Source organism: Thauera mechernichensis (genome assembly GCF_029588855.1).
In the GTDB taxonomy this organism is placed as follows: Bacteria; Pseudomonadota; Gammaproteobacteria; order Burkholderiales; family Rhodocyclaceae; genus Thauera; species Thauera mechernichensis.
Map to the genome: position 1 here is coordinate 1 of NZ_JARQZE010000021.1, position 14067 is coordinate 14067.

At 68.1% G+C, this 14067-nt stretch carries 13 protein-coding genes; 2 read left to right on the forward strand and 11 right to left on the reverse strand.

Going from position 1 to position 14067, the window contains the following annotated elements; translation table 11 throughout:
* Positions 1–789: 789 nt before the first annotated feature.
* Both P7F68_RS17795 and parS read right to left on the reverse strand, forming a co-directional pair.
* On the reverse strand, positions 790–1257 hold the full coding sequence (locus P7F68_RS17795) for an RES family NAD+ phosphorylase (protein WP_277835156.1): 468 nt from the start codon (positions 1255–1257) through the stop codon (positions 790–792).
* The gene (gene parS, locus P7F68_RS17800) at positions 1257–1712 is read right to left on the reverse strand and encodes a type II RES/Xre toxin-antitoxin system antitoxin (protein ID WP_277835158.1); all 456 of its coding nucleotides are present in this window, start codon (positions 1710–1712) and stop codon (positions 1257–1259) included. The genes P7F68_RS17795 and parS overlap by 1 nt, the downstream gene beginning before the upstream one ends.
* Before the next feature lie 487 nt (positions 1713–2199).
* On the opposite strand from parS, the gene P7F68_RS17805 reads away from it, so the two are divergent.
* The gene (locus tag P7F68_RS17805) at positions 2200–4728 is read left to right on the forward strand and encodes a heavy metal translocating P-type ATPase (RefSeq protein WP_277835160.1); all 2529 of its coding nucleotides are present in this window, start codon (positions 2200–2202) and stop codon (positions 4726–4728) included.
* On the opposite strand, the gene P7F68_RS17810 is transcribed toward P7F68_RS17805, so the two are convergent.
* Both P7F68_RS17810 and P7F68_RS17815 read right to left on the reverse strand, forming a co-directional pair.
* Positions 4703–6493, reverse strand: coding sequence for a potassium/proton antiporter (locus P7F68_RS17810; RefSeq protein ID WP_277835161.1), 1791 nt, complete (start codon positions 6491–6493; stop codon positions 4703–4705). The genes P7F68_RS17805 and P7F68_RS17810 overlap by 26 nt on opposite strands.
* Before the next feature lie 91 nt (positions 6494–6584).
* Complete coding sequence (locus P7F68_RS17815) at positions 6585–6905, reverse strand: hypothetical protein (protein WP_002945708.1); 321 nt, start codon at positions 6903–6905, stop codon at positions 6585–6587.
* A gap of 314 nt (positions 6906–7219) precedes the next feature.
* On the opposite strand from P7F68_RS17815, the gene hflX reads away from it, so the two are divergent.
* Positions 7220–8581, forward strand: coding sequence for a GTPase HflX (hflX, locus tag P7F68_RS17820; RefSeq protein WP_002945707.1), 1362 nt, complete (start codon positions 7220–7222; stop codon positions 8579–8581).
* Between the two features lie 46 nt (positions 8582–8627).
* Here the strand turns inward: hflX and P7F68_RS17825 are convergent, their stop codons facing one another.
* From P7F68_RS17825 to P7F68_RS17855, 7 genes are all read right to left on the reverse strand, one after another.
* Entirely contained in the window at positions 8628–9755 is a 1128-nt protein-coding gene (locus P7F68_RS17825) for an aminotransferase class V-fold PLP-dependent enzyme (RefSeq protein ID WP_277835165.1), read from the reverse strand.
* Between the two features lie 205 nt (positions 9756–9960).
* Entirely contained in the window at positions 9961–10203 is a 243-nt protein-coding gene (locus P7F68_RS17830; protein WP_002945704.1) for a hypothetical protein, read from the reverse strand.
* A 338-nt stretch (positions 10204–10541) separates the two neighbouring features.
* Entirely contained in the window at positions 10542–10973 is a 432-nt protein-coding gene (locus P7F68_RS17835) for a DUF1841 family protein (protein ID WP_277835167.1), read from the reverse strand.
* Positions 10974–10998: 25 nt separating this feature from the next.
* Positions 10999–11631 carry an endonuclease III gene (gene nth, locus P7F68_RS17840; RefSeq protein WP_002927763.1) on the reverse strand — a complete coding sequence of 211 codons (633 nt, stop codon included), beginning with the start codon at positions 11629–11631 and terminating at the stop codon, positions 10999–11001.
* Positions 11632–11644: 13 nt separating this feature from the next.
* Complete coding sequence (locus P7F68_RS17845) at positions 11645–12364, reverse strand: electron transport complex subunit E (RefSeq protein ID WP_002944738.1); 720 nt, start codon at positions 12362–12364, stop codon at positions 11645–11647.
* On the reverse strand, positions 12361–13035 hold the full coding sequence (locus P7F68_RS17850; protein ID WP_002944740.1) for an RnfABCDGE type electron transport complex subunit G: 675 nt from the start codon (positions 13033–13035) through the stop codon (positions 12361–12363). Before P7F68_RS17850 ends, P7F68_RS17845 begins: the two co-directional genes overlap by 4 nt.
* A complete protein-coding gene (locus P7F68_RS17855) occupies positions 13032–14066 on the reverse strand; it encodes an RnfABCDGE type electron transport complex subunit D (protein WP_277835170.1) in 1035 nt (344 codons plus the stop codon). Before P7F68_RS17855 ends, P7F68_RS17850 begins: the two co-directional genes overlap by 4 nt.
* Position 14067 lies beyond the last annotated feature (1 nt).

Here is a 14067-nt window from a genome sequence, read left to right on the forward strand (position 1 = left end):
CTGGCTCCAATATGCCGATCACGGACTGGCCTCAATGTGCCGATCACGGACTGGCTTCTATGTGCCGATCACGCGGTGGCTCCATTGTGCCGATCATCAACTGGCTTCAATGTGCCGGTCGGTGACACCCCACGGGCGTGGGGATGAACCGGACCGCGGCATGTACGCCCGGACGATGATCGAGCGTTCCCCACGGGCGTGGGGATGAACCGAAACCGCGCGGGATACGCACGCCAGTACCGGTGCGTTCCCCACGGGCGCGGGGATGAACCGCCGTGGAACGGCTACCAGCCCGGCGCCCGCGGCGTTCCCCACGGGCGTGGGGATCAACCAGCAGCGCAGCGTGCGTGCTCGACCTCCTCGGCGCTGGCGTGTTCAACAGTGATCCGGTCACTGGCCATGATCAGACGGTGGTCTATACTCTGCGCTTGAGGCGGTTGTTTCCAATGGGAATGGTTGTATTGGCCACGGCCACTGCATGATCCGGTTCGAATCCGGCGCCGCCTCATCTCTGCTTGCACTGCTCCAGGTACCGTGAGCCTTTCCGTGGGTTCGGGGCGTGGGCGATCCAGCCAGTCCTCACGAGGCTCGACGTCTTCCTCGTGCGCATGCCCCGTCCGCGGCCTGTCCCACGGGCGGAGCCGGATTCGACGCCGATCATGACGACCGTGCTCTCCTGACCTTTCCCCTCAGGAACGACCGTCTGACGCCCCGGCTGTGGACCGGTAGCTGATCGTGGTGGGGCGCTTGAGCCGGTGGGGGCGATCCGTCAGTTATGCGCTGATCGTCCTACCTCAGATTCCTGAGCAAGCGCGTGTCGACCGCCAGCGATCGCGGCGTGCCGATCTGGATGCGCGAAAAATCGGGGTGTGCTGGGTTCAGGAGATAGTTGCGCTCAGCCGGGACCACGACGCTCGGTACGCTCAGCACGGCGGTACTGCCCTCGTTGATCCAGATCCGGCCGATCTCCTGCAGGACGTTCCTCGCGCCAAGCGTTCGCCACTTGGCGGGCAGGTCCACGACTTCGATGCTCCTCACTGGCAGGTCGTCAGGCAGTTGCGCCGGGATCAGCACGTAGTTCGCGCGCAAGGGGTCGTCCTGGACCATGAGCTCGAGCAGGGCGAGCGACTGTGATGCCGCGGTGTAGATCAGGGGCCAGCCCTTGGGATTCCAGCGTCCTCCGAACAGACGCGCACCTTCGCCACTGAAGGCGGAGTCTGCGAAGCGTGCGGTGGTGATGCGCCAGACCGGCTGCATCAGGCGAACACGCCGTGCTCGATACGGCCCAGGGCATCGAGCACGCTGTCAGCGCCGAGCTCCGTGTCGAGCAGCGACAGCGGCGTCACGCCGCCGAGTGCGGCGTTGGGGCTCTGCATCCAGCCCAGTGCAGCGTCGGCATCCTCGAAAACGCCATCGGCCCGTTCCACGACACGGGCAAAACGGACGAGCTTGGCCGACTCCTCGGGTGAAAGCGTGCCTTCGCGCTTGCGACGCACCAGGGTGCGCTCCGGGATGTTGAGCGCACGGGCGAGCTCGCTTTGGGTGATCCGCGTGATGCGCGTCGCCGCGTCCACCGATGCCGATGGCAGGCCCTTGCGCAGCAGTGGTATCCAGTCCATCAGGACGCGGGGCCTTGCATGTAGCACGGACTCGCCGCCGAGCAGGCTGATGGCTGCCAGCGAGCTTGTCGCGGCGTTTGCGGAGGGGGGCATGGGTGTCTCCCAGTAAGGCCAAGTAAGTTCAAGTTTAGGCAAAAATGGCGTTGCGGTCCATGTATGGGTAAGCGCGCGAGCCGCTGAATGGATGTTGATGCCTGCGTGGACGACGAAAAGCTCGCGACTTGCGTCGCTCCCACAAAAGAAACCGCGCCGCGCTTGCAGCCCGCCGTGGGAGCGGCGCGAGCCGCGAGGGTTTGAAGGCGACGGGGCGTGTCGCATGCCCTGAAAAGCTCGCGGCTGGCGCCGCTCCTACCGAAAACCACCACGCGCGTCACCCGCCGTAGGAGCGGCGCCAGCCGCGAGGGGTTGAAGGCGACGGGGCTCGTCGCAGGCCATGAAAAGCTCGCGACGGGCGTCGCTCCTACAGAACCCCGCCGCGGCTGCCAGGTACCCCATGTGGTGACTGGGCAAGCATGGCTTGACCTTTGCGGCCTGTTGAGGTCTAAGGTTTGCCCTTTGATCCCTCGCACAACGACGAAACATGAACACCAGCACAACCCCTCCGCCCCGCGCTGTCGCGCGCAGCCTCAATATCGCCGGCATGACCTGCGCCTCGTGCGTGGCCCATGTCGAGAAGGCCTTGCTGAAGGTCGAGGGCGTGCAGGCGGCGAGCGTCAATCTGGCCACCGAGACCGCGAGCGTGACGGCGTCGGCTTCGGTGCCGCTGTCGGCGCTGATCGAGGCGGTGGCCAAGGCGGGCTACGAGGTGCGGCGCGAGGCGCTCGAGCTCGACATCGAGGGCATGAGCTGCGCGGCCTGCGTGGGCCGGGTCGAGAAGGTGCTGCAGCGCGTGCCCGGGGTGGTAACGGCAAACGTGAACCTTGCGGCGCGCAAGGCGCACGTGGAGTTTGCCGGCAGCGTACCGACGGCGGCGTTGGTCGCTGCGGTGCAAAAGGCCGGCTTTGACGCCCGCCCGGCCAGCGAGGTAAGCGTCGGCGCGCGCGAGGCCGATGCCGCGGCCGAGGAGGCGGCGCTGCGGCGGGCGGTGTGGGTGGCGGTGGCACTCACCCTGCCGGTGTTCGTGCTCGAGATGGGCTCGCACCTGATTCCGGGCATGCACGACTGGGTGATGGCTACGATTGGCCACCGCGAGAGCTGGCTGCTGCAGTGCGTGCTCACCAGCGCGGTGATGTTCGGGCCGGGCCTGCGTTTCTTCCGCAAGGGCGTGCCGGCGCTGCTGCGCGGCGCGCCGGACATGAACGCACTGGTGGCGGTGGGCACCTCGGCGGCGTGGGCGTATTCGGTGGTGGCGCTGTTCGCGCCCGGTTTGCTGCCCGAAGGTACGGTCAATGTCTATTTCGAGGCGGCGGCGGTGATCATCACGCTGATCCTGATCGGGCGCCTGCTCGAGACGCGTGCGCGCGGCCGCACCAGCGACGCCATCCGCAGCCTGATGCGCATCCAGCCGCGCAGTGCGCGCGTGCGCCGCGGCGCCGAGCTGGTCGAACTGCCGATCGCCGAGCTGGCGGTGGGCGACGTGGTGGAGGTGCGCCCGGGCGAGAAGGTGGCGGTCGATGGCGAGGTGGTGGAGGGTGCGTCCTTCGTCGATGAGTCGATGATCACCGGCGAGCCGGTACCGGTGGAGAAGGGCGTGGGCGCGACGGTGGTTGGCGGCACGCTGAACACCCGCGGCGCCTTCGCCTTCCGCGCCACCCGGGTGGGGGCGGACACGGTGCTGGCGCAGATCATCCGCATGGTGGAGGCGGCGCAGGGCGCCAAGTTGCCGATCCAGGCGCTGGTGGACAAGGTGACGATGGTGTTCGTGCCGGTGGTGATGGCGGTGGCGGCGCTGACCTTCCTTGTCTGGCTGGTGTTCGGCGGCGGCGCGCTGCCGGCCGGCGTGCCGGTGCTCAGCTTCGCGCTGGTGTGCGCGGTGGCGGTGCTGATCGTCGCCTGCCCGTGCGCGATGGGGCTGGCAACGCCGACCTCGATCATGGTCGCCACCGGGCGCGCGGCGCAGATGGGCGTGCTGTTCCGCAAGGGCGACGCGTTGCAGTTGTTGCGCGAGGCCGAGGTGGTGGCGGTGGACAAGACCGGCACGCTCACCGTGGGCAAGCCGCAGCTCACCGACCTGGTGGTGGCTGCGGGCTTCGAGCGCGCCGGGGTGCTGGCGCGGGTGGCGGCGGTGGAGCGGGGCTCCGAGCATCCGATCGCCGAGGCGATCGTCGCCGCCGCGCGTGCGGACGGGCTGGCGGTCGCCAGCGCCGCAGGCTTCGAGGCCGAGGCCGGCTACGGCGTGCGTGCGCAGGTGGATGGACAGCGTGTCGAGGTCGGTGCCGACCGCCTGATGCGCCGCCTGGGGCTCGATGTCGACGTCTTCGCTGGCACCGCTGCGCGCCTGGCCGACGAGGGCAAGTCGCCACTGTACGCGGCGATCGACGGCCGCCTGGCAGCGATCCTGGCGGTGGCCGACCCGCTCAAGCCGACCTCGGTGGCGGCCGTCAAGGCGCTCCACGGCATGGGGCTGAAGGTGGCGATGATCACCGGCGACAACGCGCGTACCGCGCGCGCGATCGCGCGCCAGGCGGGGATCGACGAGGTCATCGCCGAGGTGCTGCCCGATGGCAAGGTGGCGGCGCTGAAGCGGCTGGCAGGGGGCGAGGACGACAAGGTGAGCGGGGGTGAAGGACGCCGCCGCGTCGCCTTCGTCGGCGACGGCATCAACGACGCGCCGGCGCTTGCCGAGGCCGACGTGGGCATCGCGATCGGCACCGGCACCGATGTGGCGATCGAGAGCGCTGACGTGGTGCTGATGTCGGGCGACCTGATGGGCGTGCCGCGCGCGATCGCGCTGTCGCGCGCGACCATGCGCAACATCGGCCAGAACCTGTTCTGGGCCTTTGCCTACAACAGCGCGCTGATTCCGCTTGCCGCAGGGGTGTTCTACCCGGCCTTCGGGCTGCTGCTGTCGCCGGTGTTCGCTGCGGCGGCGATGTCGATGTCGAGCGTGTTCGTGCTCGGCAACGCGCTGCGCCTGCGCCGCTTCACTGGCGGTTCATTATCCGCCTGAGTCTCGCCCTGAAATCGCCTCGCGGCTGGCGTGCCTTGCGCACGTAGGCTGATGGCCGGGCTTCGCCGTGCAGGGCAAGGCCGACCTCGGTGACGGTCTTGCCCTGGTGCACGCGGCGTACGACGAAGTCGAAGCTGCCGAGCGGTACCCGGTCGCCGATGACGGGTTGCCCGCCAAGTTCGGTGTGCAGGAAGTCGCCCACGCTGAGCTCGGGTGGAATCTCGATGGGCAGCTGCAGGTCGTAGGCGCTGACCAGGTCGGCCACGCGCGCGTCGGTATTGACCATGAACTGGCCGAAGTACTCGGTATCGCCCTGCTCGGGCGCCTTGATCTGCGAGAACAGGCGGTCGAGCAGGGTGGTGTATTCCGGCGGTGTGAAGAGGTAGACCAGGTCGCCCGCCTGCAGGTGGCCAGCCTGCTCCGGTTGCATCGAGCGGCCGTTGCGGACTACGAGCGAGGGGCGCGCCCAGCGCGGCAGGGTCGCACCACCCATGATGAGCGGGCTGTCGTCGAGCACGCGATAGATCAGCAACTCGTGCTTGGGATTGCCGGGCAGCTCGAGTTCGATACGTTCGAGCGGGCCGATGCCTGCCGGTACGATGAGCTTGAGCCGGGCAGCCGCGGGCTTGATGGTCCAGCCCTGCACGAGCAGCGAGGTGACGACCATGATGAAGGCCGCGTTGAGGAAGAGTTCTGCACCCTCGACGCCCATCACCGCCGGCAGGATGCCGAGCAGGATGGAGACCGCGCCGCGCAGTCCGACCCAGGCCGTGAAGGTGACCGTCTCGCGGTCGTAGCGGAAGGGCAGCAGGCAGAGCACGACCGCGAGGGGACGACCAATGACGATGAGGAAGAGCCCGAGCAGAAGCGCAGGGATCAGCACCGTGCCGAACTCCGACGGCGTCACGTACAGGCCGAGCACGAGGAACATGACGATCTGTGCGAGCCAGGTCATGCCTTGCTGGTAGCGGCGCAGGGCCGAGGCCCCCTTCATGTCGCGGTTGCCGGCGACGATGCCGGCGACATAGATGGCGAGGAAGCCGCTACCACCCAGATAAGCGGTGACGCCGAACACGCAAAGCCCGCAGGACATCACCAGGATGGGGTAGAGCGCCTCCTCCAGGCGGACGCGGTTGACGATCTCGACGATGAGGTAGCCACCTGCCACGCCGAGGGCCAGGCCGAGGCCCATCTGCATGCCGAAGCCGTGCAGGAAGCTCGTCATCACGCTGCCGCGTGTCTCGGCGAGGATCATCTCGATGAACAGGATGGTAAGGAAGATCGCCATCGGGTCGTTCGAGCCGGACTCCACCTCCAGCATCGAGCGCACGCGCTTGTAGATCTTTACGCCACCCGAGCGCAGCAGGAAGAACACCGCCGCCGCATCGGTCGAGCTGATGATGGCCCCCATCAGCAAGGCGTAGAGCCAGGGCAGGTCGAACAACACGCGTGCGGCCGCGCCCACGAACAGGGTGGTCAGGAACACGCCGACCGTCGCCAGGACGAAGGCCGGTGCGGCAGCGCGGCGCAAGGTCTGCACGCGGGTGCCGAAGCCTGAATCGAACAGGATCACGGCGAGCGCCACGCTGCCGAGGAAGAAGGCGGTCTCGGCGTGGTCGAACTGCAGCCCCAGCCCATCTTCGCCCGCGATCAGGCCGATGCCGAGGAAGACCAGCAGCAGCGGCGTCCCGAAGCGGAAGGCCAGGGCACTCGTCAGGATCGACAGGGTGATGAGCCCTGCGCCGACGAGAATTGCGGTGAACATCCAGTCCATTCAGGGCCTTGGAGATGCATGAGGGTAGGGGGTTCAGCTGCGATCAAGCACGCCCAACGCCTTTGCCGAGGACATGAACGGGTCAGTTTGCGGCTTTGCCCAGATCAAGCCCGAACAGCTGGTCGATGGTGAGTGTCAGCGCCAGGCCCTGTTGCGGCGAGTCGAGGTCGAGTTCCTCGTTCAGCCGCTGCGCAGTGCGGTTGGCGGTGTCGGAGTCGGCGATCCAGAACAGGAGGGTCATGGCGCTCTGGAAGGTCAGGCCGAAGAAGGTGCGCAGCGGCGACTGGCTGATGCCGCTCGCGGGCAGGATGGTGGCGCCGCGGATGCCTTCACGCTCGGCGATGGCAAGGGCAGCGTCCGAGACTTCGTCGGTCACAATGGCGATGAGCAGTGAGTTCGTCATGGTCTTTACAGTGGGCAGTGGCGCGGGGGCGGATACTTGGGCTTGCGGCTCGTGCGCACAACGGCAGGCAACGCCGGACTCGGGACCGCAGCCGGGACACGAAGGTTCCGTGCGTGAATCTGCTCGCAGTCTAGCATCCCGCTCCCGGCGCTCTACATGCCGGGGCGTGGATCTGGCGGCATCGTTGCCGCCCAGGGGGCGAGCCGCTCGCAGGCAGACCGACGACAGACGCGACTTCTTGCCGAGCAAGCCCGGCGGAGTCGCGATTGCCGGTTACCATCACACCCCCGAATCGCTCATAGAAGCCCCCTCGAATGCAAAAAGACCTCGCCGACGAACCCCGCAACGCCATCGTCGCCTCGGTGCAACGCCCGAATGTGAGCGACGCCGAGTTCGAAGCCTCGCTCGCCGAGTTACGCGAACTGGCGAAGACGCTGGGCTACCGGGTTGTCCAAACCTTTACGCAGAAGCGCGCCGGTTTTGACACCACGGGTTACCTGGGCGTTGGCAAGCGCCAGGAAGTACGCGACTTTGTCGCTGCCCAGTCGGGCCTTGAAGCGGCGCCGCTGGCCACGGTGCCGCGTACAGGCCCGATCGAGGCGCTGTTGGTCGATCACGAGATCTCGCCCTCGCAGGCGCGCAACCTCGAGCTGGAGACGGGCTGCGAGGTCATGGACCGCACCATGGTCATCCTCGAGATCTTTCACCGCAACGCGCGCTCGCGTGCTGCCAAGGCGCAGGTTGAGATCGCCCGGCTGGGCTACATGGCACCGCGTTTGCGCGAAGCGGCCAAGCTCGCCGGGCCGCAGGGGCGGCAGCGCAGCGGGGTGGGAGGCCGCGGTGCCGGCGAGTCGCACACCGAACTCGACCGCCGCAAGATTCGTGACCGCATTGCCGAACTGCAACTCGAGATCGTCGCGATGGAGGCCGAGCGCAAGACCCAGCGCGCGCGCCGCCAGGGGCGGCAGAGCCTCGCCAATGTGGCGTTGGTCGGCTACACCAATGCCGGCAAATCGACGCTGATGCGTGCGCTGACCGGCAGTGAGGTGCTGGTGGCCAACAAGCTCTTCGCCACGCTGGACACCACTGTGCGTACGCTTTACCCCGAAAGCGTGCCGCGTGTGCTCGTCAGTGATACCGTCGGTTTCATCAAGAACCTGCCTCATGGCCTGGTGGCCTCGTTCAAATCCACCCTGGACGAAGCGCTCGATGCGGCCTTGCTGCTGCACGTCATCGACGCGAGTGATCCGGGCTTCGAACGCCAGCTTGAAGTCACCGATACGGTGTTGGCCGAGATCAGCGCCGACGAGGTGCCTCGCATCCGCGTCTTCAACAAGATCGATCATGTCGGTGACGCCGACGCACAGGCCGAATGCGAAGCGGCGCTGCGCACGAAGTACCCGGGCTGCATCGTGATGAGCGCGCGCCGGCCCGAAGAGGTGGCCGCACTACGGCGGACGATCGTGGCGTTCTTCCAGCAGCATCTGGTCGAGACCGAGCTGTTGCTGCCTTGGTCCGCCCAGCAGTTGCGCAAGGAGATCTACGCGAACTGTGAGGTGCTGGAGGAAAGGGCCGAGGACGAAGGCGCGTTCTTCAGGCTGCGCGGAGAGCCCGAGGCAGTCGAGAGACTGCGCGGCCAATGCGTTAAATGCGGCCAAGGCGACCGTCCGGGCTGATCAGCAGGTGGGGCGCTACGGGCGCTCTCGCGCCCGCAGTACCTGATCAGGCGACCTCGTCGAGCGCCTTGCCCAGCGTGGCCACCGTGCGCTCGATGTTGTGCAGCTTGTCGAGCCCGAACAGGCCGATGCGGAAGGCCTTGTAGTCCGGGCGCTCGTCGCAGGCGAGCGGCACGCCTGCAGCCACCTGCAGGCCGGCGGCGGCAAATTTGGTGCCGGTCTTGATGCCGTCGTCGGTGGTGTAGCTGACCACCACGCCCGGAGCCTGGAAGCCGGGCGCGGCCACGCTCGGGAAGCCGCGCGCCTCGAGCAGGGCGCGCACGCGGGCGCCGAGCTCGAGCTGCTCGCCCTTCACCTTGTCAAAGCCGTAGGCCTCCGTCTCGCGCATCACGTCACGGAGTGTGACCAGGCCGTCGGTGGGCATGGTGGCGTGGTAGGCGTGGGCGCCACCCTCGTAGGTCTCCATGATCTGCAGCCACTTCTTGAGGTCGCAGGCGAAGCTGGTGCTGGTGGTGCCCTCGATGCGCTCGCGCGCGGCGGCGCTCAGCATCACCATTGCGCAGCAGGGGGAGGCGGTCCAGCCTTTCTGCGGCGCGCTCACCAGCACGTCGACGCCGGTGGCGGCCATGTCCACCCAGATTGCGCCCGAGGCGATGCAGTCGAGCACGAACAGGCCGCCGACCTCGTGGGTGGCATCAGCGACCGCGCGCAGGTAGTCGTCGGGCAGGATCATGCCCGCCGAGGTTTCGACGTGGGGGGCGAACACCACTTCCGGGCGCTGGTTGCGGATGGTGGCTACGACCTCGTCGATGGCGGCGGGGGCGAAGGGCGCCTGGGCTTCGTCGGCGATCTGGCGGGCCTTGAGCACCACGGCCTCGCTCGGGATGTTCCCCATCTCGAAGATCTGCGTCCAGCGGTAGCTGAACCAGCCGTTGCGGATCACCAGTGCCTTTTTGCCGGTGGCGAACTGGCGCGCGACCGCCTCCATGCCGAAGGTGCCGCTACCGGGCACGATGGCGACGGCCTGTGCGTGATAGACCTTCCTGAGCGTGGCCGACAGTTCGCGCATGACACCCTGGAAGGCCTGCGACATGTGGTTGAGCGAGCGGTCGGTATAGACCACCGAGTACTCGAGCAGGCCATCGGGATCGACGTTGGGCAACAGGGCGGGCATGGGGCCTCCAGCAATACGGGTAAGTCGGAAATCGGCTCGAACCGCTCGCGCGCACGGCCTGGGCGCCGGGCCGCCGTGGTGCGGACGAGTCGAGAAGCAAGCCGGGATTGTAACGGCTCGTTGATGCGGACGCTTCCGCAATGCAACACAACGCCCCGCGGCCACGGAGGATGGCGGCGGGGCGTGTCGTGGTGCTCGCGCAGGCTCAGTCTGCAGGCGAGGCGGTGTCGAGGCCGTCCAGAACCATCTCGTCGGGGTCGAAGCCCGGGGGCGGCGTGCGCGGCTGCAGGTTGAGCGCCTGGGCGACGAAGGCCGTCTGCGAGCGGACCACGTCGGTAGTGAGCGCGTTCTGGTGGGCGACGAAGAGCAGCGCGGTCATGAAGAAGACATGGTTGGCGATCTGCAGCAGGTCTGTCCGTTCGCCGCTGGGCTGGCGCGAGGTGATCATGGGCATCTCCCGGTGTTGCGGGCTTGTGGCATGTAGCGATGGGACGCACATTTGTGTGAATGGTTCATGCGCAGCGCGTGTCGGCCCACCCACGGTTCTCGGCAGGCGCGGCGCCAGCCGCGAGCGTTTGGTAAGGGGCCTTCAGCCATGTCGCCTTCAACCCCTCGCGGCTGGCGCCGCTCCCACGGCGGGCGATGCGCGCGGTGGTTTCCGGTAGGAGCGGCGCCAGCCGCGAGCTTTTGGTGAGGCGCCTTTGGCCATGTCGTCCTCAACCCCTCGCGGCTGGCGCCGCTCCTACACGGGGTGATGTGCAGGCGTTCGGGCGAGTCACCCGGCATTCACTCCAGCCCGGCCCTGCGACGCAGGCTGCGTACATAGGTGGCGCCGTCGGGTGGGGTGCCTTTGCGCTGGGCCTCGAAGAGCATCTCGCCGAGCGCCTCCAGGGCGTCGTGGAGGGCGTCGTGGCGTTCGCCGCGGCGCTTGCAGGCGGCGTCGAAGGCGGCGCGGATGCCCGGCGGCTGGTCGATGGAGAGCTGCTCCTCGATCGCCAGGTGCAGCGACAGGTGCAGGAAAGGGTTGATCTGGCCGGCCTCGGGCGGGAAGTCGCGGTCGATCGCGTCCGGGTCCTCGACGATGGCGTGGTACTCGGGGTGGAGCGCGATGATGTCGGTGGCGATGGTTTCCATCGGCGTCAGCACTTCCTTGGCGCGCGCCTTGCGCCAGGTGTCGATGAAGAAGCTGCGCACCTGGTCGCGGCTGGGGTTGAACATGGCGGAGCGTCTCCGGTGGGGCGGGTCAGTCGGTCTTGTCGCGGCACAGGCACAGGTCGCGCACGCTGCATTGGGCGCAGCGCGGGCTGCGCGCGGTGCATACGTAGCGGCCGTGCAGGATCAGCCAGTGGTGAGCGTCGAGCAGGTAGTCCTTTGGTACGCGCCGCATCAAGGCCTTCTCCACCTCGACGACGTCCTTGCCGGGGGCGAGTCCGGTGCGGTTGGCGAGGCGGAAGATGTGAGTATCGACCGCCATCACCGGCTGGCGGAAGACGGTGTTGAGTACCACGTTGGCGGTCTTGCGGCCGACGCCGGGCAGGGCCTCCAGTGCTTCGCGCTCCGCTGGCACCTCACCGCCGTGGCGTTCCAGCAGCAGACGCGACAGGGCGAGGGTGTTCTTCGCCTTGTTGCGGAACAGGCCGATGGTCTTGATGCAGTCGGCAATGCCTTCTTCGCCGAGCGTGACCATGGCCTCTGGCGTCGGCGCGAGCGCGAACAGCTTGCGGGTGGCGATGTTGACGCTGCGATCGGTGGCCTGGGCGGACAGCACCACGGCCACCAGCAGCTGGTAGGGCGAGGCGTACTCGAGCTCGGTCTGCGGCTCGGGGTTGGCGGCGTGCAGGCGGCGGAAGAACTCGCGGATCGCCTCGCGCTTCATCAGCGCCATCGCTTCAGCCTGCGGCAACCGCCTCGCCGTCGTCCTCTGCCCTGGTTGCAGGCGCGGGTGCGGTGGGCGGTGGCTGGCGCCGTGCGCGGGCGGCGAGACGGGCGTTGATGACGTTGAAGACGGCGATCAGCACGCCGAGCGCGAAGAAGGCGCCGGGCGGCAGGATGGCGATCAGGAAGCCGGGGTAGTCGTCGCCGAACACCGACCACGCGCTGGCGCCGGGGATGATCATTTCGATGCCCGAGAACAGGGTGCCGGCGCCGAGCAGTTCGCGCAGGCCGCCGAGCAGGGCGAGCACCCATACCAGGCCGATACCCATCATGATGCCGTCCACCGTGGACGTGAGCGGGTCGTTCTTGGCCGCGTAGGCCTCGACGCGGGCGAGCACGATGCAGTTGGTGACGATGAGCGGAATGAAGATGCCCAGCACCAGGTAGAGGTCGTGGAAGTAGGCGTTGAAGGCGAGATCCACCATCGTCACCAGGGCGGCGATGATGAGGATGAAGACCGGGATGCGGATCTCGTAGGGTACGAAATTGCGCAGCCCCGACACCGCGAGGTTGGCGACGGTCATCACCAGCACGGTGGCGATGCCCAGGCTCACCGCGTTGACCATGGTGGTGCTGATGGCGAGGATCGGACACAGGCCGAGCAACTGGGCGAGGCCTGGGTTCTGCTTCCACAGGCCGTTCCAGGAAATGTCGCGGAACTGTTGCGGGCTCATTGCGTGTCTCCGAGCAGGCCGCCTGCGGGGGCGGCGAAGAGCGCGTCCATGCGCTGCGCGGCGAAGGCGGCGCTGCGGCCGGCGGCGCGCGTGACCGCACGCGCGCTGATGGTGGCGCCGGCGCGATAGTCGAAGCTGCCGCCATCCTTGCGCACCGTCCATGCTGCGGTGTCGACTTCGGCCCAGGTCGCGCCGGTGAACTGGGCGATCCAGGGCGCGTCCTTGCGGCGGTCCTTGCGCGGGTCGATGTAGTCGCCCAGGCCCGGGGTTTCCTTGTGTTCGGTGACGCGTACGCCGCTCAGGCGGCCGTCGCGATGCACCGCGACCACCAGGCCGATGCGGCCGGCGTAGCCGTCGCTTGCGGCGCCCTCGATGATCAGTGCGACCGGCTCGCCCGCCTTGCGTGCGCGCCACACCCGTCCGCCGGCGTCCATGCCGATCTGCGGCGCGGGCCCGAAGCGCACGTAGTCGTCGAGCAGGGCGTTGTCGTAGCTGCCCGGCGGCAGCACTTCGGCAAGCAGGCGCATCTGCGCCTCCTGCCGGGAGGCCTCGATCGCAGGCCGTGTGACCTGGAAGGTGGAGGCCATGAGCGCGGTGAACGCGAGCGTAAACAGCAGCATGATGCCGCCGGTGCGCAGCGAGGTGCGGGTGGCTGTGTAGCGGCCGCTCATGGGCGCCTCTCCCCGGTCCGGACGCTTTCCCCGGCCTCATTGCGGTGGCCGAACACGCGTGGTTGCGTCTTCATGTCGAGCAGCGGCACGCACATGTTCATCAGCAGCACGGCGAAGGCGATGCCGTCGGGGTAGGCGCCGAAGCTGCGGATCAGCCACACGATGAGCGCGATGCCAGCCGCGAACACGAGCTTGCCGCGCGGCGTGGTGGCGCCCGAGACGGGGTCGGTGATGATGAAGAAGGCGGCGAGCAGGGTGCCGCCGCTGGCGAGGTGGAACAGCGGCGAAGCGAACTGGCCGGGCGCGATCAGCCAGAACAGGCCGGACACCACCACCAGCGTGCCGAGGAAGGCGGCAGGCATGTGCCAGGTGATGATCCGCGTGGCGAGCAGCAGCGCGCCGCCGGCGAGGTAGCCGAGGCCGACCCATTCCCATTCGCGCCCGCCGGCCATGCCGAAGGCCGGCCCCTGCAGCACCGACTGCACGCTCGCACCATCGGCGCGCAGCCCTGTGCGCAGGGCGTCGAGCGCGGTGGCGCCGGTGATGGCGTCGAGCTCGCGCGCGCTGCCGAGGATCAGGCCCAGCTGGGTGTCGAAGGCGAGCGCGCCCGCGGCCGGCCACTGCGACATCAGTGCCGGGAAGGCGACGATCATCGTGCAGTAGGCGACCATGGCCGGGTTGAACGGGTTCTGGCCGAGGCCGCCGTAGATGTGCTTGACCGCGACGATAGCCACCAGCACGGCCGCTACGGTGAGCCACCAGGGGGCGATTGCGGGCAGGCTGAGGGCGACCAGCCAGGCGGTGACCACGGCGGACAGGTCGCCCAGCGCGATGCCGACGGGCCGCTTGCGCAGCGCCAGCACGAGTGCTTCTGCCGCCAGCGCGGTAAGGGTGGCAAGCGCAAGGCTGACCAGGATGCCGGTGCCGATCTTCCAGGCGTAGAGCGCGACGGCGGGCAGCAGCGCGAGCAGTACGAGGCCCATCGTGCGCTGCACGCTGACCTGTTTGCGGACGTAAGGGGAGTGGATCATG